Genomic DNA, 20,043 nt, shown 5'->3' with positions numbered 1-20,043 from the left:
GAGGTGTCTGCCTAGCGAGCGCTAAATAAGATTTTCGGAGAGACGGTAAAGATGGAGGACATGGCCCCGCCCACCGCAACCCAGTCGCTGACCGCGCCCGATGCCGACTGGCGCCAGTCGGTGGAGGTCGACCTGCCGCCGATCCTGAGCGCGGCGCTCGACGCGTTCAGCGAGCAGGGCTTCCACGGCACGTCGGTGCGCGACATCGCCCGCCGGGTCGGGGTGACGGTGCCCTCGCTCTACTACCACCACGCCAACAAGGAGGCGATCCTCGTCGACCTCCTGAACCAGTCGCTCGACCATGTCGGCCGGGTCTGCTCGGCCGCGCTGGCGGCCACCGGTCCCGCACCGCACCAGCGGTTCTTCGCGATGATCGAGGGCCTGCTGCGCGTCGTCGTCCACGGCGGACCGCTGGCGATGATGCACTACGAGCTCCGGGCACTCACCGAGCCCGAGCGCTCGGTGTACGCCGCCCGGCGGCGGGAGTTCGAGCTCCAGCTGACCGAGTCGATCGAGCAGGCTGCCGCGGCGCACATCTTCGACGTGACCCATCCGCGAGAGGCGTCGCGCGCCGTGCTCGGGATGGTGCAGGCGATCCCGGTCTGGTACCGGCCCGAGCGCGGCGACATGACCCCCGACGAGGTCGCCGACCACTACCTCGACCTGATCGCGCACCTGGTCGGCGCCTCCCCCGGCGTGATCACGGCCGTCCGCGCCGGCACGCTCAGCCGACAGGGATCCACGCTGACTGACTAGGGTTTCCGGCATGGTCTTCCTGCGTCGTACAGACGAGAACGCCGGAGTGATCGACGCGCTGGCCGACAAGCTCGGCGGTCGCGTCGGCGTCGACGGCGTACTCGACGACCTCAACCGGCAGGCCCACCCGAAGCGGGTCCTCGGCCGAGCTGTCAGCAGCGCGTTCGCCTGGGACGAGGTCGACCAGCGCAGCGAGCGGTGGTGGCCGCAGGGCATCTCGACCTCGGCCGACGCCTCCGACACCGAGGACATCGCCGGCCGCAAGGTGCTGGTCTCGTCGTGGTACTCCAAGAGCCTCAACAACCTCAACAAGGGCTGCCGGGTCACCTTCACCGACCTCGAGTCGCTGCGCTACCGGCACGTGCTGCTCGTGGTGCCCGACCGGGACTCACTGGGCCGGGTGAAGCTGAAGCCGCTGAAGGTGCACGCGGGTGGCGTGGTCTGGTGCGGGCCGTACCTCCACATCGCGGCGACCTCCAAAGGGATCCACACCGCGCGGCTCGACGACCTGATGCGGGTGCCCGACGACCTGTACGTCGCCGACATCGACGAGTTCGGCGTCCACGGTCTGCTGCGCGGCGAGGTGGCGACGTACGGCTATCGCTACGTGCTGCCGGTGCGCTTCTCCTACCAGGCCGAGGCCGACGAGGGGCACGAGCGGATGCGCTACTCCTTCCTCTCCCTCGACCGCTCCGCCAGCGCTCCCGAGCTGATCGCCGGCGAGTACGGCCGCGGCAAGCAGAGCACTCGGCTGACCCGCTTCCCGCTCGACCCCGAGACCTTCCACATCAGCAGCGGCGAGGACGGCCACGCGCGGCCGCTCCAGCTCGACCCCGGCGGCGTGGCCGGGATGCAGGGCGCCGTGGTCGTCAACGACACCTGGTACGTCACCTCCTCGCGCGGCCCCTTCGGCCTCGGCTCGGTGTACGCCGGCAAGCCCGGCCAGCTCAAGCAGTTCCGCTGGTCCACGCCGTTCGGGCCCGAGGACATCGCCTACTGGCCGTCGACCGACCTGCTCTGGTCGCTGACCGAGTACCCCGGCCGGCGCGCAGTGTTCTCGATGCCCCGCTCCCGCTTCTCCTGACGATCGCGCAGGACCCCGGGCACGCTGGGGACCCGTTTGTACCTCCTCGTCCGACTCGTGGCCCGATCCCGGCGCGATTCGGCTGAGCGGTCACAGGTCTAGACAACCCCAGGTCCGCTGTATTCATTGCATTGCAACGGCGCTCCTCTGGAGTTCGAGGTGCACGTCCGGATCGGGCCGGCATGACCTCGGCCCATTCCGACTGACGGGAGCACCATGATGTCCACGCCTTTGCGGGCCGTTCGTCGGCCGCGATGTGGAGCGGGGGTGATGACCGCTCTGCTTCTCGGTGCGGCGGCCGTCATCTCCGCTCCGGTCGCGACCGCCGGCAGCCCTGCCAGCAGCTCCGCCACGACCGCAGCGGCGGCCTCCGACCCTCAGGGCGGGCCCGCCCGCGCCGAGTTCGACGGCTACAACGGCTACTCCGCCTCCGGCGATGTGGCCAAGGAGTCAAACAAGACCAAACCCCTTGACCCCACGCTCGGGAAGCCGGACGGCCTGCCCAAGCCCGACGTCGGCGACAAGCTGGTGCCGACGATCCAGGACCCGGCCGCGCTCGCACTGCCGACCGCGCCGGACGCCACCCAGGTCGCGGCCGTCCGCAAGGCGCTCGCCGCCGACGGCAGCGCCCGCGTCATCGTGATGACCGACGCCACGCAACGGCTGGAGGCCAAGCTCAGCAAGGCGCAGGTCCGCGCGCAGCGCTCGGCCATCGCCGACTCGCTCGACGGCCTGCAGGCCACCCTCGCCGGCACCGGCTCGGTCAAGCACAGCGAGCTCGCCTCGGTCCCCTCCGCCGTGTACGACGTGAGCTCGGCCGGCCTCAACAAGCTGCTCGCCGACAGCAACGTGGTCTCGGTGGTCCTCGACCGTCAGGCCGAGAGCACCCTCGCCTCGAGCACCGCGGTGATCGACTCCGACCTGCTCAACGCCACCGGCGTCCTCGGCAACGGCTTCAGCGGCGGCCCCGGCGGCTTCCAGGTCGCGATCATGGACTCCGGCGTGGACGGCGGCCACAACGCCTTCACCGGCCGGATCGTGTCGCAGGCCTGCTCGGTGACCGACAACTCCTGCCCCGGCGGCACCGACTTCACCACGGTCGCCGGCAGCGGTGAGGAGTGCACGCACTCCACCGACTGTGACCACGGCACCCACGTGGGCGGCATCGCGGCCGGCAGCTTCTTCGCCGGCGGTCACGAGGGCGTCGCCCGGGGGGCCGGGATCATCGCGCTGAAGGTCGCTCAGGACAACCCGACCAGCCCGCGCTGGACGGCGCAGTTCTCCGCGATCGACACCGCGCTCCAGCACACGCTGAACCTGCGCAACGGGCCGTTCCCGCGGCTCGCGGCGGTCAACCTCAGCATCGGCACCAACGCGACGTTCACCGTCGCCAACCAGGCGGCCTGCAACGCGGTCGACCCGACCACGGTGAACCTGTTCGGCCAGCTCCAGGCGGCCGGCGTGGCGGTCGTGGTCGCGGCCGGCAACAACGGCTCGAACAACTCGATGAGCTTCCCGGGCTGTGCGACCAACGCAATGGCCATCGGGGCGACCAGCGATGCCGACGTACCGGCGGGCTTCACCAACTCCAGCGCTGGTCTGCGCTGGTGGGCGCCGGGTGTCAACATCGACGCCGCCGTCCCGACGACCAACAACCACGGTCCGAAGGACGGTACGTCGATGGCGACGCCGCACGTCACCGGCTCGTTCGCGCTGCTGCGCGAGTGCGTCGACGGCAACGGCGTGCCGATCACCAACGCCGCGGCTGCCGGACGGCTGGACGCGACCGGCGTCAACGTGACCCGCAACGGGGTGACCCGGAAGCGGATCAACGTGCTGGACGCGGCGACCGGAACCGTCAACAACAACGACTTCGCCAACGCGGAGGTCTTTGGCGGCAACGGCCCGATCAACGACTTCGACTTCACCGTCTGCTCGGACACCGAGCCCGGTGAGCCGGGGCCGTTCAGCCTCGACAACGGCGTCTGGTGGCGGTGGACACCGGCTACCACCGGTACCGCGACCATCTCGACCGAGGACAGCGGCACGTTCGTGACGACCTTCGACACGACACTCGCGGTCTACACCGGCAACACGATCGGGTCACTGGTCAACATCGCCGCCGACGACGACAGCGGGACGGGCTTCCGCAGCTCGGTGACGTTCCCGGTCAACGGCGGTACGACGTACGCCATCAAGGTGGACGGGTTCGCGGCCAGCAACGGCCTGCTCAACCTGCACATCGAGAACGGGCCCCCGCCAACGTGTCAGGGCGTCGCGGCGACCCGGGTCGGCACCACCGGCAACGACAACATCACCGGCACCGCTGGTGTCGACGTGATCGTGGCCGGAGCCGGCAACGACACCATCAACGGTCTCGGCGGCAACGACCGGATCTGCGGTGACGCGGGCAACGACCTGATCAACGGCTCCACCGGCGACGACATCGTCTTCGGCGGATCCGGGTCGGACAGCATCTTCGGCAGTGATGGCAACGACATTCTGCTCGGCAACCCGGGCGGCGGCAGCAACGACGATGTTGGTGACTCCATCAGCGGCGGGGCGGGCAACGACCACCTCGACGGCTGGGTCGGCAACGACAACCTCCGCGGCGGTCCGGGCAACGACCAGCTCCGTGGTGAGGCGGGCACCGACAGCATCACCTACTCGGACGCGCCGTCCGGGGTCACGGTGAACCTGGTGTCCAACACCGCGACCGGTGGTGCCGGCAGCGACACCATCGTGCTCGTCGAGAACGTCATCGCCAGCCCGCACAACGACAATGTGAGGGGCAACACCGGGCCCAACACCGTGATCGCGGGAGCGGGCAACGACACCGTCGATGGTGGCTCCGGCAACGACAAGCTGGAGGGCAACCTCGGCAACGACTTCCTCCGGGGTCGCGCCGGGAACGACATCATCAACGGCCTCGATGGCACGGACACGGTTGGTTACGAGTTCGCTCCGTCGGCGGTCGTGGTCAACCTCGGCACCAGCCACGTGACCGGCGGCGAGGGCAACGACACGGTGCTGTCGATCGAGAACGCCCGAGGGTCGGCGCACAACGACAACATCGTCGGTGGCGCGTCGGTGAACGACCTGCGCGGGAACGGCGGCAACGACACCGTGCGGGGCGTGGGCGGCAACGACGCACTCCGTGGTGGCGCCGGGAACGACGCGATCGCCGGCGGCACCGGCAACGACAACATGCTCGGCGAGGCCGGCAACGACCGGCTCTTCGGTGAGGCGGGCAACGACCGGCACAACGGCGGCACCGGCTTCGACCGTTGCACCGGCGGCGCCGGCACCGACAGCGCGCTGTCCTGTGAGGTGACGACGGGCATTCCGTAACCGGGATGCTTCGCCTGACGTGCGGCGGGTCGGTGGCCTCGGGGCCACCGCACCCGCCGTTCGTCGTACTCAGCGGATACCCTGATCACCATGACGGCTCTGCCTGACTGGATGCGCCCACCGCGCCCCGAAGGCTGGTTCGCGGAGGACCTCGACCACCTTCCCGATGCGCCGCGCCACACCGAACTCATCGACGGGGCCCTCGTATTCATGATGTCGCCGCAACGCTCCTGGCATGGCCGCCTGTTGACGCAGCTCGAGGTCAGGCTGCGGAAGCAAGCTCCAGACGGGCTTGAGATCGACCGCGAGATGACGATTCGTATCGACGCGCGGAACCGACCCGAGGCTGACCTGCTGGTGACAACGGCGACGTACGAACCGAGCCGGACCTGGTATCCGCCCGGTGATGTAATCCTCGCCGTCGAGGTCGTCTCCCCCGAGTCAGCGCACCGTGACCGCGAGGTGAAGCTGCGCAAGTACGCCGCGGCCGGGATCGCGCACTACTGGCTGATCGAGGACGAGGACGGCCAGCCGGCTGTGCATGTCTACGAACTCGACGGCCCGACCCGGGCCTATGCTCCGGCCGGCATCGTCCGGGACACACTCCGCCTGAGCGCGCCGTTCGCTATCGAGATCGAGCTGGCGGACCTCCTGCCGTAGCGCCTGCCGCTTCGGGTACGGCGGGCGGCCCTACGTCCTTCCTGCGCTTCGGCGCGCGTTCCACCGTGATCACGATGGCGACAGCCATGACGATGACCAGGCCGCCGACGACCACGGCGCTGGTGATCTGCTCGGAGAGGATCAGCCAGCCGAGGAGCACCGCGACCACCGGGTTGACGTAGGCGTAGGTCGCGACCAGGCCGATCGGCGCATTGGCGAGCAGCCACACGTACGCGCTGAACGCCAGCGCGGAGCCGAAGACGACCAGATACGACCAGGCGAGCCAGGTCTCCCCGCCGTACGTCGTCGGGTCGAGGCGCTCGCCGCGCAGGAGTCCGAGCGCGATCATCATCACGCCGCCCGTCCACATCTCGTGGACGGCCAGCACGAAGGCGTTCTCAGGGAGCGTGAGCCGTGGCTGCACCCAGGAGCCGAACGCCCAGAACGAGCTCGCCGCGATCACGATCGCGGCGCCGGCCAGCGGCACATCTCCCTGGTCACGGCCACCGAGTACCAGCCACGCGAGACCTGCGAACCCGAGCACGACGCCGAGCACCGACCACGGCGAAGGCCAGTCTCCGGCAAGGAAGCGATAGAAGGTGACGAAGAGCGGCACGGCGGCGACAAGCAGCGCCGCCACCCCGCTGGTCACCCCGAGGTCCTCGCCGATGGCGACGAAACCGTTGCCGAGCAGCGGCAGCAGCAGCCCCAGCAGCGCCGCACCGGCCAACTGTGCACGGGTGACCCGGAGGTCGACACCGCGCAGCTTCAGCAGGGCGCCGAGCAGCAGTCCGGCGGCCACGAAGCGGCCGCCCATCCCGACCAGCGGCGGCATCTCCTCGACGACCACCCGGATCGCCAGATAGGTCGACCCCCAGACGACGTACACGACCAGCAGCGCTGCCGCTACCAGCCCGACCTTTGCTCGAGTGTCCACGGGGACGCAACCTACGAATGCGCCCGGATATTGCGCCTCGGCAAGGATTGGCCGAGAGTCGACGAAATCTGGCAGAAGTCGGTCGTCGCGGCGCTCAGCCGGGCGGGCCGAGCCAACGCGGCACCCGGGCGCGGTACGCCGCGTACTCGTCGCCGAACAGCGTGGTCAGCGCCTGCTCCTCGGCGGCGATCTGCACCCGGTCGATCACCGCCACGAAGCCGGCCACCGGCACCAGCGTCAACAGCCCGCCGCGCGCGATGGCGTGGGCGGTCAGCAGGCCGGCCATGCCGACGTACATCGGGTTGCGGGTGAACGCGTTGGGCCCGTCGGTCACCAGGGTGGACGCCTTCGAGGGGTCGAACGGCTCGAAGGTCGTGTGGTTGCTGCGGAACCTCGCGGAGGTGGCCGCGAGCAGGCCGACGCTGGCCGCACCGACCCCGGCGGCGGCAACCTTGCGGAGCGCTCCAGAGCGTCTGCCCGCGCCGCGGTCGGGGGCGAGGAAGTGCTGGACCACGCCAGCGCCTAGCGCGTACAGGGGCGGCGGGACCACAGGCATGGGTCGAGCCTAGACGGGGGCTCCCACCTGCGCCTCGAAATGCACGGCGTCGAGCAGCCGGCCGTCGACGTCGAGGTGGGCGGGCTCCCCGCCGTCCAGGCGCCGGAAGCCGTTGGCCAGCAGCACCTGGTGGGAGGCGTGGTTGTCGGCGGTCGCCTTCGCCTTGACCCTGCGTACGCCGGCCGCGGCCGCCGCCCGGATGGCGAGCCGGACCGCCTCGGTCGCGTAGCCGCGGCCGCCCGCCGCCTCCGCGATCCGGTAGCCCAGCTCCGGCTCGCCGGTGTCGATGTCGGCGAGGTTGACCCGCCCGACGACGTCGTCCAGCGCGTCCCGGATTACGAAGAACAGCGACCGGCCCTGGTCGTTCTCGTCGACCAGTGAGCGGAGGCGGCGCGGGAACTCGGCGAAGAACGCGTCACCGCGGTCGCCGACCGCCTTCGCGAAGAACTCACGGTTGGTCTGCTCGAAGGCGAGAAGGTCGTCCTGGTCTGACGTGGTCAGCAGCACGATCCGGATCGGGGGCATGGGCACAGTCCATTCGTACGCCTCCGCGGCCGCTTCGTCAGACCGACGCGCCGTCGACCCTAGACTCCGGGACATGGCGAACAGGTGGTCCGGGGTCACGATCGACTGCGTCGACACCGCGCTGGTCGCACGGTTCTGGAGCGAGCTCCTCGGGCGTGAGCCCGGCCCGAGCGAGGAGGGCTGGGTCTACCTCGGTGAGCGCGCCGACCCGCTGCCGCGGCTCGTGTTCCAGCCGGTCCCCGAGCCCAACCCGGGCAAGGTGCGCATCCACCTCGATGTCGAGGTCGACGACCTCGCCGCCGCGATCACCCAGGTCGAGTCCCTCGGCGGCCGGCCCACCGACGAGCGGCACGAGTACGCCGCAGGGACCGTCGTGGTGATGACCGACCCCGAGGGTCACGAGTTTTGCCTGGTGGAGTACGCCGACCGGTCACCGACGGCATAGTGCGGTGGATCGGAGTCATCTGGTGACTTCGATCCACCGCGCTAGCGGTCGGCCCGCGTGCCGCCGACGGTGATCGGGTGGCGGACGGTGGCCCAGAACTGGTAGCCGGCATCGTTGAAGGGGACGGTGGCGGGCTGGGTGGCGCCCGTGCGGTCGGTGGCGCGGGCGATGAGGCGGCGAGGGCCGGCGTCGCCGGAGCGAGGAGTCCACGGAACGCTCCAGCGGGTCCAGGACCGGCCCCGGTCAGAGTGGTGGAGGTGGGCAGGGCGCCAGGTGGCGCCGTCGTCGAGGCTGACATCGACCCGCCTGATCGGCGCCACGCCGGACCACGAGCGCCCGTGCAGGACGGTGCGCTCGCCGGCCGGCAGCGTCGCGTCCCACGGCAGCTCGAAGGCGCTCTTGACCAGCTGGGTGGTGAGCGGCGGCGAGTCGGGTGGGTAGGTCGGGCCGGTCATCCGGTAGGAGGTGGTGTTCCAGGGCGAGAACAGCGGCTGGTCGGCCACCTCGATCCGGCCGAGCCACTTGATCGAGGCGATGCCGACCCACCCGGGGACCACCAGCCGGGCCGGGAAGCCGTGGTCGGGCGGCAGCGGCTCGCCGTTCATCTCGTAGGCCACCAGCACGTCGTCGAGCGCCTTGCCCACCGGCAGTGGCCGCCGCACATGGCCTTGGTCGACGCCGCCGCTGACAACGGTCGCGTCGAGCCCCTCCGGCATCACGTCGACCGCCGTAGGCCGCAGCCCCGCCCGATCGAGGATGTCGGCCAGCGGCACGCCCTTCCACCGGGCGACGCCGATGGCGCCGAGGCTCCACGACGTGCCTGCCGCCGGCGTGCCCTGCTGGTCGCGGAAGAACCGGCGCCCGTTGCCGGCACACTCGACCGCCTCGATGACGGTGCGCGACCGCATCCGGCGCAGGTCGCGGTAGCTCAGCGAGATGCCCTCGGGCCGCCGCAGCCCGGAGCCGAAGACCTGCAGCCGCCAGCTCTCCGCGTCGATCGCGGGCGTCGAGGTGTGATTGCGGACGAAGAAGCGCTCGTTCGGCACCGTGAAGCCCTGGCCGCGGAATGCGTCCCACCGCATCTCGGCGTTGGTGCCCAGCACGTTGAACCACTCGGGCGGGAGCGGCTTCACGATCGTCGGCGCTGCCTGCACCGCTTGTGCGCCGGCGGGCGGCGGGAGCCAGCCCGACGTGGCCAGCAGCGGTGGCGCCGCCGCCAACAGCTGCAACACCCGGCGCCGGGACACCGCTCGCTCGGCGTCGTACGCGGCCTCGTCGTTCCATCCAGCGGCAGGCATACCTGAATCTCAACCAATCTCATTGAGAAAGTCAACAAACGCCAGGTGGGGTCAAGCACCGCGTGGGCGAGAGGGGTCGCGGCGTTGGTGATCCAGCTGTGTCACTAACCGCCGCTTTAGCGACACACCCGTGTCACCAAACCAGACGTCAGACGTTGAAGCGGAACTCCACCGCATTGCGCCGCGAATAGTCGCCTGGGCACGCGGCGAGTTCCCCACTAGCGTGCGGTCGTGCGATATCTGTCCGAAGTCCAGCTCACCGGCGCCTTCAGACGCGGTGCGGCCGCCGAGCAACGGATCCCCTCAGAGCCCGGCGTGTTTGCGTGGCTCGACGCCAGACCTCAGGACGCGGGGATCTCCCTCAGATTGTTCCGCGTCAACGACGATGGCACAGACGACTACCTCGACGTCTACGAGTTCACGCCTGTCGACGAGTGTTCGGAGGACGGGCTGGAGTTGGGCCTGGTCTCCGACGTGGCCGAACTCCACTCGGCGTCAGCCCGCGTCGGCGCGCGACCGGATCGATGGGTAAACGCAGGCGTCATTCAGGACGAGTACGCAGACAGCCGGCGTTAGACGGAATCAGACGTTGAAGCGGAACTCCACGACGTCGCCGTCCTGCATGACGTAGTCCTTGCCTTCCATGCGGACCTTGCCGGCTTCCTTGGCCTTGACCATCGAGCCGAGGGAGACGAGGTCGTCGAAAGCGACGACCTCGGCCTTGATGAAGCCGCGCTGGAAGTCGGTGTGGATGACTCCGGCGGCCTCGGGGGCGGTGGCGCCCTTGGGGATGGTCCAGGCCCGGGTCTCCTTGGGGCCGGCGGTCAGGTAGGTCTGCAGGCCGAGGGTGTCGAAGCCGACCCGGGCGAGTACGTCGAGACCGGGCTCGTCGACCCCCATCTCGGCCAGCATCTCGCGGGCTTCCTCGTCGTTGTCGAGCTCGACCAGCTCGGCCTCGAACTTGGCGTCCAGGAAGATCGCCTCGGACGGCGCGACCAGCTCCTGCATCTTGGTCTTGAGCTTGTCGTCGGCGAGCTCGTCGGCGTCGCAGTTGAAGACGTAGATGAACGGCTTGGCCGTCATCAGCGACAGGTCGCGGATCAGGTCGCGCTCGATCTTGGTGGCGATGATCGGCGTACCGGACTCCAGCGCCTCGACCGCCTCGCGCGCGGCGGCCAGGTTGGCGGCCAGCTCCTTCTTACCGCGAGCCTCCTTCTCCAGCCGCGGGATCGCCTTCTCCAGGGTCTGCAGGTCGGCGAGGATCAGCTCGGTCTGGATCGTGGAGATGTCGTTGGCGGGATTCACCTCGCCGTCGACGTGGGTGACGTCCTCGTCGCGGAAGACCCGGGTGACCTGGCAGATCGCGGCGGACTCACGGATGTGCGCGAGGAACTTGTTGCCGAGCCCTTCCCCCTCGGAAGCGCCGCGCACGATGCCGGCGATGTCCACGAACTCCACGGTCGCCGGCAAAGTCCGGGCCGACGTGAAGACCTCGGCGAGGCGCGGCAGCCGGTCGTCGGGGACCCCGACCACGCCGACGTTCGGCTCGATCGTCGCGAACGGGTAGTTCGCCGCGAGGACGTCGTTCTTGGTCAGAGCGTTGAAGAGCGTCGACTTTCCTGCGTTCGGGAGTCCGACGATGCCGATGGTGAGTGCCACGGGCGGGGAGTCTATTGCCGCCGAGCGTCCCAGTCCGAATCGCTTCGCCGTCCGCGCAGGCCAGCAATGTTTACCTTCCTCGGGCGATCCGGTCCGGGACTCGCGCCGAAGTCCTTCCTGTGGTGCTGGCCACCAGGGCCAGCACAGGGGAAGGGAAAGCTCATGAAACTCCGCTCCAACCCGAAGCCGGCCAGGACCGCCCTCGCCGTCCTCGGAGCCGGCGGCCTCCTTCTGGCCACCGGCCTTGCCGGGCTCGGGCCCAACACCGCTACCGCTTCGAGCCACCGCGAGGCACCGCTGATCGCAGGGCTTCCGAAGTACGACACGACCGACGTCTACGCGTTCCGCAGCCCGGAGCGGCCCGACTCGGTCACGCTGATCGCCAACTGGATCCCGTTCGAGGAGCCCGCCGGTGGGCCGAACTTCTACTCGTTCGCGACCGACGCCCGCTACAACATCAAGGTCGACAACAACGGCGACGCCAAGGCCGACATCACGTTCCGGTGGACCTTCCGGAACCACTTCGTCAACAAGAAGACGTTCCTCTACGCCAACGGCCCCGTCACCTCGCTCGGTGACAAGAACCTGAACTTCTACCAGACCTACCGGCTGACGCGGATCGCCCACGGCAAGGCGACGGTGCTGGTCAAGGACCGCCGCGTCGTACCGTCCAACATCGGCAAGGCGTCCATGCCCGACTACGCCAAGCTGCGCACGGAGGGCGTGACCAAGGCCGGCCCGGGTGGCCGGTACCGCTCGTTCGCGGGCCAGGCCGACGACCCGTTCTTCCTCGACCTGCGGGTATTCGACCTGCTGTACGGCGGTGACTTCTCCGAGGCCGGCGACGACACGCTGGCCGGCTTCAACGTCAACTCCGTCGCACTGCAGGTGCCCCGGATGGCGCTGGCGAAGAACTACAAGGTTGCCGACAACCCGGTCGTCGGGATCTGGTCGACCACCGATCGTCGCGGCGTGAGTGGCAAGTACCGCCAGGTGTCCCGGCTCGGGATGCCGCTGGTCAACGAGGTGGTGATCCCGCTGAAGGACAAGAACCGGTTCAACGCCTCTCGGCCGAGCGGCGACGGCCAGTTCCTGAGCTATGTCACCAAGCCCGAGCTGCCCAAGCTGATCGAGGGCGTGTACGGCGTGCCCGCGCCGGCCGAGCCGCGCAACGACCTGGTCTCGGTGTTCCTCACCGGCGTCGACGGGATCAACAAGCCCAAGAATGTCACGCCGAGCGAGCAGCTGCGGCTCAACCTGACCACCCCGGTCACGGAGCGGCCGAACCGGCTGGGCGTGATCGGCGGCGACAACCAGGGCTTCCCGAACGGCCGACGGCTCGCCGACGACGTCATCGACGTCTCACTCCAGGTGGTCGAGGGTGAGCTCGTCGGGGCGCCGAACGACCTCTCGGACGGGGTCGCGCGCAACGACCGGTCGTTCGGCACGAAGTTCCCGTACCTGGCGCTGCCCGCCAGCGGCAGCAACGAGGACCCGCACCCGACGGCCGCCCCTGGGGCAAGCGAGTCGCAGGGCCTGCTCGACCGGATGGAAGGCTCGATCGTTTCGACCGTCATGACCGGCGCCGGCGGCGCCGGCCTCCTCGCCGGAACCATCCTGTTGGTCCGCGCGAGCCGTCGTCGCCACGCGCCGCAGCTGGCCGGCTGAACCCAACCACCCGCGTCCGGGCCGCGCATGGCGCGCGGCCCGGACCTCCCAGAAAGGAACCGCACATGCGCAAGTACGCCATCACCCTCGGCCTCGCACTCGTCCTCGCGGTGTCGGGTGGACTCGGGCTCGCTGCCAGCGACCCGGCCGCGCCGCCGCAGGTCGCGCCGCAGAACCTGGCCGTCAACCCGGGCGAAGGACAGGACGTCTCGGTGGTCGTGGACGCCCTCCGCGACACCGTCCGCCGCCTACCTGAGGACCACCGCAGCTGGGCACTGCTCGCCCGCGCCTACGTCGAACAGGCGCGGGTCACCGGCGACGCAGCCCTTTATGACCGCGCCGACCAGGCTGTACGCCGATCACTGCGGATCAAGCCCGATCAGAACGCCGCCGCCCTCGCCGCCGACGCCTCCTTGGCCGCGGCCGCCCACGCCTTCGAGACCGCCCTGGACAAGTCCGACCAGGCGCTCGCGATCGACCCCTACGACCCCACCGCACTGGCCATCCGGGCCGACGCACTGGCCGAGCTCGGCCGGTACCCCGAGCAGCTCACGGCCCTGCGGACCGCCGACGCCCGTCAGCCCGGCGTACCGATCACGGCCCGGTACGTCTACGCCCATGAGCTGCGCGGCGACCTCCCGGCCGCGGCGTCGCTGCTGCGGCGCAGCGCCAGCACGGTGACGGGTGCCGAGCAGGCTCACCTGCTGACGATGCTGGCCGACGTGGAGCGGCGCCGAGGGCGGCTGGCGGTGACGGCCGACCTGCTCGACCAGGTGCACGTCATCCAGCCCGACTACCTGCCCGCGGAGCTCTCCCGGGCCAGGCTGGACGTGGCCGAAGGACGGCTGACCGCGGCGGTACGCCGCTGGGAGCGGATCAGCGAGCAAGCGCCCCACTCCGAGAACCTCGTCGAGGTCGCCGACCTGTACGCCGTCCTCGGCGACCAGCAGCGAGCCGCCCGGGAGATCGAGGCCCTCCGGTCCGCCTTCCTCGGGATGGACCGGCAGACCCTCAGCGTGGAGCTGGATGCGGTTCTGTTCCTCGCCGACCACGGGCAACAGCGGGTGGCGCTCGCCGCCGCGCGCGACGCCTGGCAGCACGCCCGCGGCGTCCACGTGGCCGACACGCTGGCCTGGGCGTTGCACCGGAACGGGCGTCACCGCGAGGCCCTGACGTTCGCTCGCCAGGCCACCCGGCTCGGGACGGCGGACGGTGTGCTCTGGCTGCACCTCGGGCAGATCGAGGCCGCCCTCGGCCTCACCGACCAGGCCCGGCGGCACCTCCGCTACGGGCTCCGGTTGGCCACCGGCAGCTCGCCGTGGCAGACCGAGCGAGCGAGCCGGGTGCTGAACCGGCTGCCGGCCTAGCGGGCTATTGGCCTAGAACCAGGAGTCCCGCATCTCGAGGGTGGTGGTGTCACCGGACGCGAGCAGATCGAGCTGGGGGCCGACCTTGGGCAGCTCCCAGCGGAAGAAGTAGCGGGCGGCCTGGCGCTTGCCGTCGTAGAAGGCGCCGGGCCGCTCGTCGGTCGCGAGGAGCTGCTCCAGCCAGAGCCAGGCCACGACCAGGTGGCCGGTCGCCTCCAGGTAGACCGACGCGTTGGCAAGCATCCGCTCCACGTCGCCGAGGCCGCCGAGCGCGGCGGTGACCTCGCCGACGCGGTCCAGCCTGGCCTTGAGCTGGACGCCGAGGTCGGCCGCCTCGCCGCCGGCCTCGGCGGCGCGGCGTACCGTCTCCTCGATCCGGCCGCCGAGCGTCAGCAGCCCGGCACCGCCGGAGCCGAGCACCTTCCGGCCGAGCAGGTCGAGTGCCTGGATGCCGTGGGTGCCTTCGTGGATCGGGTTCAGCCGCTGGTCGCGCCAGTGCAGCTCGACGTCGTAGTCGCGGGTGTAGCCGGCCCCGCCCAGCACCTGGATCGCCAGGCTGTTGCCCTCCTGGCACCACTGCGACGGCCAGGACTTCGCGATCGGGGTGAGTACGTCGAGCAGCGCGCCGGCGGCTGCCCGTTCCTCGTCGGTCTCGGCGGTCTCCTGCTCGTCGAGCAGCCGGGTGCAGTAGAGGACCAGCGCCAGCGCGCCCTCGGCGTACGCCTTCTGCGCGAGCAGCATCCGGCGGACGTCGGCGTGCTCGACGATCGGCACCTGCGGGGTGGCCGGGTCGCCGGCGCCGAGCGGGCGGCCCTGCGGCCGCTGGCGCGCGTACTCCAGCGACTTGAGGTACGCCGTGTAGCCGGTCGCCGCGGCACCGAGACCGATGCTCAGCCGGGCGGAGTTCATCATGTGGAACATGTAGGGCAGGCCTCGGTGCGGCTCGCCGACGAGGTAGCCGACCGCACCGGCCGCGCCGCGGGGACGGAAGGCTCCGTCGCCGAACACCGGCGCGGTGTTGACGGTGCCGCGGTAGCCGAGCTTGTGGTTCAGGCCGGCCAGCACCACGTCGTTGCGCTCGCCGCGCGAACCGTCGTCGTTCATGAGGTACTTCGGCACGATGAACAGCGAGATGCCCTTGGTCCCAGGAGGCGCGTCGGGGAGCTTGGCCAGGACCAGGTGCACGATGTTCTCGCCGAGCTCGTGGTCGCCGCCGGAGATCCACATCTTGCGGCCGAACAGCCGGTAGCTGCCGTCGTCGGCCGGCTCCGCGCGGGTGGAGATGTCGGCGAGGTTGGAGCCGGCGTCCGGCTCGGACAGCGCCATGGTGCCGTGGAAGCGGCCCGCCAGCATCGGCCGTACCCAGGTGTCGACCTGCTCCTGTGAGCCGTGGGCGACCAGCAGGCTGGCGTTGCCGACGGTGAGCATCGGGTAGCCGGCCGTGCTCGGGTTGGCGGCGAAGAACCAGGCCATGCAGGCCGAGCTGACCAGGTGTGGGACCTGCAGCCCGCCGACCTCCTCGTCCATCGACAGCCCCAGCAGGTCGGCCTGCGCGAACCGGTCGACCGCCTCCTTGATCTCCGGGATCAGATGCACGGTGCTGCCGTCGTACGTCGGCTCCTCGTCGTCGCCCTTGCGCAGGTGCGTCGCGAAGTGCTCTGTCGCGAGCCGCTCGCACAGCTCGAGCAGGCCGTCGAACGTGTCGCGAGAGTGCTCGGCGAACCGCGGCCGCTTCGCCAGCCCCTCCGCGTCGAGCCATTCGTAGAGCAGGAACTCGAGGTCACGCGCGGACATCACGGTCGAAGGCATGCCCCCAAGTATCGACCACCTAGTTAGTCGAGGAGGCCGACTGCTCCCGCCGCACCAGAGGCCCAGCAGGCGCGGGGCACGCACTGGACAGCGTGGAATCCGGTGTCGTTGAGGGCGGTCCAGGTGCGGCCGCCGTCGCGGGTGACGTCGGTGCCGGTCGGGCCGACGGCGACCAGCGTCGAGCGCGCTTCGTAGACCCAGGACACGCCCGACCGGTAGCCGGACAGGTCGCCACCGCCGTGCCAGCCCATGCCGTCGCGGGTCCAGCCGGAGGCGTCCACACCGTTGTCGGGCGCCTCGAAGTCGCCGCCCACGGCGACGCCCTTGCGCGGGTTGCGGAAGGCCAGCGAGAAGACGCCGCCGGCAGGGGTCGCCGGGATCGGCGCGTTGACGACGGTCCAGGTGTGGCCGCGGTCGCGGGAGTGGAAGATGCGGGACGCACCGCCGCCGGAGGCCAGCCAGGCGTCGCGCGAGCCGGCCGTGACCAGGCAGGTGCCGCTCGCGGCGAACGCGAACTCGCCCGCGACCGCCGCCGGCATCCCGTCGTTCGGCACGATCTGCCAGCTGCGCCCGAAGTCGTGGGTCTCGATGATCCGGAACTTGCCGTCGACCGGGTCGCTCATCGCCAGCCCGTGCTTGCCGCCGGGGAAGAACGCCATGCAGTCGTAGAACGCGGTCGGCTCCGCGCTCCGGAAGGTCTCGGTCCAGGTCCTGCCGCCGTCGACGGTGCGGTAGATCCGGGACGCCTCGCCCTCGCCGATCGCCAGCACTTGCGCCCGCTTCGCGTCCCACGCCTCGACGTCCCGGAACAGCAGCCCGGCGGTGTCCGGCGGTCGTACGTCGGTCCAGGTCCGGCCGCTGTTGGTGGTCTTCCAGACGCCGCCGTTGCTACCCGAGACCCACGCCGTACGCCGGTCGACCGCGGCCAGCCCACGCAGGCTCTCGTCACTGCCGACGTCGACGCGGTCCCACTCGCGAGCCAGGCCGTGACCGCCGGCGGAGGCGGTCGCCGGAAGCAGCGAGAGGGCGAGGGCGGCTACCAGGACACCGAGGAGGGTTCGCATGCCGCCCACCTTTGCGGACACCACCGACAGTGTCCAGACACTCCAGTCGGCCATCTAGAGTCGTCCCGTGACCGAAACCCCGACCGAACCTGCCCAGCCCGGTGGCCAGCTGAGGGAGCCGGCGAACCGGGTCTCCCCGCGGGCGGTGAGCTACTGGCGGCTGACCGCGTTCCTCGGTGCCCTGGTCGAGTGGGCGGTCCTCGGCGTCGGCTACGCCTTCCTGCCGGGGCGGCCGTGGTGGGTGACCGCTCTGCTGGTCGCGCTGGTGCTGCCGTCCGTCGTACACCTCGCGGTGATGCCGACGCTGCGTTATCGCGTGCACCGCTGGGAGGTGACCCCGACCGCGGTCCACACCCGGGCCGGCTGGCTCACCATCGAGCAGCGGATCGCGCCGCTGTCGCGGGTGCAGACCGTCGACTCCCAACAAGGCGCGCTGATGCGGCTGTTCCGGCTGGCCTCGCTGACGGTCACCACCGCCTCGGCCGCCGGCCCGATCACGATCGCCTGCCTGGACGCCGACGTCGCGCACGGCCTGGTCGCCGAGCTCACGGCGATCACCAGCAGTACGACGGGCGACGCCACGTGAGCGGTCTCGATTGGTCTCGAGACGGTCGCAGAGCGACCTCCTCGACCGACGAGAGCAGCGAGTGGCGCCGACTGGACCCGAAGATGCTGCTGGTCGACCCGATCAAGACGCTGTCGCAGTTCGCGCTGCCGTTCCTGATCACGCTGGTCGGGCTCGGCAGCCAGGACACGTCGTGGAGCCTGATAGCACTGCCGGCGATGGTGGCCGGCGCCGTCGGGATCGGCGTACTCCCCTGGCTGACCACCCGCTACCGGATCACCGACACCCAGCTGCAGGTACGCCGCGGCCTGGTGCAGAAGACCACGCTGACCGCGCCGCTGGACCGGATCCGCAGCGTCGACCTGGAGGCGTCGCTGCTGCGCCGGGTGCTCTCGCTGACCAAGGTCGAGATCGGCACCGGCGTCGACGACAGCCGGATCTCCCTGGACGCGCTCTCGGTCGAGCAGGGCGACGAGCTGCGCCGCTACCTGCTGGCCCGGCGCGACGCAGGCCCTGGTTCACTTCGAGACGGTCACAGCGCGACCTCCTCAGTACAAGTCGAGACGGTCGCTGCGCGACCTCCTCAACCGGCGGACGGACCGAGCGAGCTGGCGACGATCGACTGGGCGTGGCTGAGGTTCGCGCCGTTCAGCCTGTCCCGGCTGGTGATCGTCGCGGGTGCGGCCGGTGTGCTGGCCCAGTTCGGCGAGAACCTGCCGTTCCTGAACTCCGAGAGCGTCGGCGACGCCTGGGAGTGGGTGCTCGACCAGGCGATCGCGCTGGTGCTCGGTGTGGTCGCTGTTGCCGCACTGGTCGGCTGGGTGCTGATCTCGGTCGGCGGGTACGTCATCCAGTGGTGGAACCTCCGGCTCACCCGCGAGGCGGGCAACCTCCGGCTGACCGCCGGCCTGTTCACCACCCGGTCCACCTCGGTCGAGGAGAAGCGGGTCCGCGGCGTCCAGCTGGTCGAGCCGGCGCTGCTGCGGCTGGTCGGGGGCGCTGAGCTGCGCGCGCTTGCGACCGGCGTCGGGAGCGGCGGCGTCACCAAGCTGCTGCCGCCGAGCCCGCTTGAGGTCAACAGACGGGTGGGCCACGACGTACTTGAGGCGAGCGGGCCGCTCGAGGCCGCTCTCACCCAGCACGGCGCCGCCGCCCGGCGCCGCTGCCACGCCCGCGCCCAGTGGAGTACGGCGGTGGCCGCGGTGTTCGCGACCGCTGCCACGATCGGCCTCGACCTGCCGTGGTGGGTGCCGCTCTCGGTCGCGGCCGTGGTCTGCGCGGTGGCCGTGGCGGCCGGCGAGGCGGCGTACCGCCAGCTCGGCCACGCCCTGCTGCCCGGGCACCTGGTCACCGCCAGCGGCATCCTGCTGCTCACCCGGACCGCGCTGGAGCGCGACGGGATCATCGGCTGGGTGATCCGGCAGTCGCTGTTCCAGCGCCGGGCCGGGCTGGCCACGCTGGTCGCCACCACCGCGGCCGGAGCCGAGCGGGTGGTGATCCGCGACCTCGACTACGGCCGGGCGGTGGCGCTCGCGGACGCCGCGACGCCCGACGTACTGACGCCCTTTATCGCTTGACCGCGACCGTCATCCCGTCGCTGATCGGCAGGATGTAGCTCTCGAACCGCTCGTCGGCGGCGAGCCGGTCGTTGAACGCCTGGATCACCGCGGTGGTCGAGCCCTCCTCGGCCGGGCGCACCACGTCGCCGGACCACAGCGTGTTGTCGACCAGCAGCAGCCCGCCCTGGCGCAGCAGCGGGAGCACCGCGTCGACGTAGTTGGGGTAGTTCTCCTTGTCGGCGTCGATGAAGACCAGGTCGTACGACGCGTCCTGGGGCAGGCTCGCCAGGGTCTCCAGCGCCGGCGCGATCTTCAGCTCGATCCGGTCGTCGACCCCGGCCTGGGCCCATGCCTCTCGCGCGATCGCGGTCCACTCCTCGCTCACGTCGAGGCAGGTCAGCGACCCGCCGTCCGCGAGGCCGCGGGCGATGCAGATCGAGGAGTAGCCGGTGAAGGTGCCGATCTCGAGCGCCTTCTTGGTGCCGGCCGCCCGGGTCAGGATCGTCAGCAGCGCGCCCTGCGCCGAGGACACCTGCATGTTGGCGGCGCCGCCGGTCTCGGCGTGCGTACGGTCGATCAGCTTCTGCTGGGCCTCGTCGGGCTGGGTCGTCCGGTTGTCGACGTACGCGGCGAGGTCGGGGTCCATCCACGGGGGTGCGCTCTTGGTCATGGAGTCGACGTTAGCGAGTGGGTGGTTTCCCCGGTCGACCGGGGAAACCTGCACTGGGAGGGCGAAATTC

The 20,043-nt window shown here is 70.5% G+C and carries 18 protein-coding genes; 10 read left to right on the top strand and 8 right to left on the bottom strand.

The window, feature by feature from the left end; all coding sequences use genetic code 11:
• Window positions 1–60: 60 nt before the first annotated feature.
• The 4 genes from DDV73_RS21655 to DDV73_RS21640 all read left to right on the top strand — a co-directional run bounded on the left by DDV73_RS21655 (window position 61) and on the right by DDV73_RS21640 (window position 5,851).
• Window positions 61–756 (top strand): TetR/AcrR family transcriptional regulator, encoded by a 696-nt coding sequence (locus DDV73_RS21655; RefSeq protein ID WP_161962497.1) that lies wholly within the window; start codon window positions 61–63, stop codon window positions 754–756.
• A gap of 10 nt (window positions 757–766) precedes the next feature.
• Window positions 767–1,840: a hypothetical protein gene (locus DDV73_RS21650; protein WP_109509319.1), complete on the top strand. Its 1,074-nt coding sequence runs from the start codon at window positions 767–769 to the stop codon at window positions 1,838–1,840.
• A gap of 270 nt (window positions 1,841–2,110) precedes the next feature.
• Window positions 2,111–5,191, top strand: coding sequence for a S8 family serine peptidase (locus DDV73_RS21645; RefSeq protein WP_161962496.1), 3,081 nt, complete (start codon window positions 2,111–2,113; stop codon window positions 5,189–5,191).
• 111 nt (window positions 5,192–5,302) lie between these two features.
• Window positions 5,303–5,851, top strand: a complete 549-nt coding sequence (locus DDV73_RS21640; RefSeq protein WP_240617399.1) for a Uma2 family endonuclease — start codon at window positions 5,303–5,305, stop codon at window positions 5,849–5,851.
• Here DDV73_RS21640 and DDV73_RS21635 read toward each other — a convergent pair.
• The 3 genes from DDV73_RS21635 to DDV73_RS21625 all read right to left on the bottom strand — a co-directional run bounded on the left by DDV73_RS21635 (window position 5,817) and on the right by DDV73_RS21625 (window position 7,869).
• Entirely contained in the window at window positions 5,817–6,788 is a 972-nt protein-coding gene (locus DDV73_RS21635) for an EamA family transporter (protein WP_240617398.1), read from the bottom strand. The two genes, DDV73_RS21640 and DDV73_RS21635, sit on opposite strands and share 35 nt — an antisense overlap.
• A 94-nt stretch (window positions 6,789–6,882) precedes the next feature.
• Window positions 6,883–7,344, bottom strand: a complete 462-nt coding sequence (locus DDV73_RS21630; protein WP_109509316.1) for a methyltransferase family protein — start codon at window positions 7,342–7,344, stop codon at window positions 6,883–6,885.
• Window positions 7,345–7,353: 9 nt separating this feature from the next.
• Complete coding sequence (locus DDV73_RS21625) at window positions 7,354–7,869, bottom strand: GNAT family N-acetyltransferase (RefSeq protein ID WP_161962495.1); 516 nt, start codon at window positions 7,867–7,869, stop codon at window positions 7,354–7,356.
• Between the two features lie 73 nt (window positions 7,870–7,942).
• Between DDV73_RS21625 and DDV73_RS21620 the strand changes: the two genes are divergently transcribed.
• On the top strand, window positions 7,943–8,314 hold the full coding sequence (locus DDV73_RS21620) for a VOC family protein (RefSeq protein ID WP_109509314.1): 372 nt from the start codon (window positions 7,943–7,945) through the stop codon (window positions 8,312–8,314).
• A 41-nt stretch (window positions 8,315–8,355) separates the two neighbouring features.
• Here the strand turns inward: DDV73_RS21620 and DDV73_RS21615 are convergent, their stop codons facing one another.
• Window positions 8,356–9,612 carry a sulfite oxidase gene (locus tag DDV73_RS21615; protein ID WP_109509313.1) on the bottom strand — a complete coding sequence of 419 codons (1,257 nt, stop codon included), beginning with the start codon at window positions 9,610–9,612 and terminating at the stop codon, window positions 8,356–8,358.
• A gap of 231 nt (window positions 9,613–9,843) precedes the next feature.
• Here DDV73_RS21615 and DDV73_RS21610 point away from each other — a divergent pair, with 231 nt between their 5' ends.
• A complete protein-coding gene (locus DDV73_RS21610; RefSeq protein WP_154402852.1) occupies window positions 9,844–10,188 on the top strand; it encodes a hypothetical protein in 345 nt (114 codons plus the stop codon).
• Window positions 10,189–10,194: 6 nt separating this feature from the next.
• Here DDV73_RS21610 and ychF read toward each other — a convergent pair whose 3' ends face one another.
• Complete coding sequence (gene ychF / locus DDV73_RS21605; RefSeq protein WP_109509311.1) at window positions 10,195–11,271, bottom strand: redox-regulated ATPase YchF; 1,077 nt, start codon at window positions 11,269–11,271, stop codon at window positions 10,195–10,197.
• A 162-nt stretch (window positions 11,272–11,433) separates the two neighbouring features.
• Between ychF and DDV73_RS21600 the strand changes: the two genes are divergently transcribed.
• Window positions 11,434–12,939 (top strand): DUF4331 domain-containing protein, encoded by a 1,506-nt coding sequence (locus DDV73_RS21600; RefSeq protein WP_109509310.1) that lies wholly within the window; start codon window positions 11,434–11,436, stop codon window positions 12,937–12,939.
• A gap of 65 nt (window positions 12,940–13,004) precedes the next feature.
• On the top strand, window positions 13,005–14,306 hold the full coding sequence (locus DDV73_RS21595) for a tetratricopeptide repeat protein (RefSeq protein WP_109509309.1): 1,302 nt from the start codon (window positions 13,005–13,007) through the stop codon (window positions 14,304–14,306).
• A 12-nt stretch (window positions 14,307–14,318) separates the two neighbouring features.
• On the opposite strand, the gene DDV73_RS21590 is transcribed toward DDV73_RS21595, so the two are convergent.
• Both DDV73_RS21590 and DDV73_RS21585 read right to left on the bottom strand, forming a co-directional pair.
• On the bottom strand, window positions 14,319–16,115 hold the full coding sequence (locus DDV73_RS21590; protein WP_109509308.1) for an acyl-CoA dehydrogenase: 1,797 nt from the start codon (window positions 16,113–16,115) through the stop codon (window positions 14,319–14,321).
• A gap of 23 nt (window positions 16,116–16,138) precedes the next feature.
• Window positions 16,139–17,179, bottom strand: a complete 1,041-nt coding sequence (locus DDV73_RS21585) for a WD40/YVTN/BNR-like repeat-containing protein (RefSeq protein WP_154402851.1) — start codon at window positions 17,177–17,179, stop codon at window positions 16,139–16,141.
• A gap of 67 nt (window positions 17,180–17,246) precedes the next feature.
• On the opposite strand from DDV73_RS21585, the gene DDV73_RS21580 reads away from it, so the two are divergent.
• Together DDV73_RS21580 and DDV73_RS21575 are read left to right on the top strand one after the other, a co-directional pair.
• Entirely contained in the window at window positions 17,247–17,765 is a 519-nt protein-coding gene (locus tag DDV73_RS21580; protein ID WP_109509306.1) for a PH domain-containing protein, read from the top strand.
• On the top strand, window positions 17,762–19,321 hold the full coding sequence (locus tag DDV73_RS21575) for a PH domain-containing protein (RefSeq protein WP_154402850.1): 1,560 nt from the start codon (window positions 17,762–17,764) through the stop codon (window positions 19,319–19,321). Before DDV73_RS21580 ends, DDV73_RS21575 begins: the two co-directional genes overlap by 4 nt.
• Here DDV73_RS21575 and DDV73_RS21570 read toward each other — a convergent pair.
• Entirely contained in the window at window positions 19,311–19,973 is a 663-nt protein-coding gene (locus DDV73_RS21570) for an O-methyltransferase (protein WP_109509304.1), read from the bottom strand. The two genes, DDV73_RS21575 and DDV73_RS21570, sit on opposite strands and share 11 nt — an antisense overlap.
• Between the last annotated feature and the right edge of the window lie 70 nt (window positions 19,974–20,043).

Source organism: Nocardioides speluncae (assembly GCF_003121585.1).
GTDB classification, from domain to species: Bacteria; Actinomycetota; Actinomycetes; order Propionibacteriales; family Nocardioidaceae; genus Nocardioides; species Nocardioides speluncae.
The sequence above is the reverse complement of the archived record's forward strand: the minus strand, read 5'-3'. Positions and strand labels throughout refer to the sequence as shown.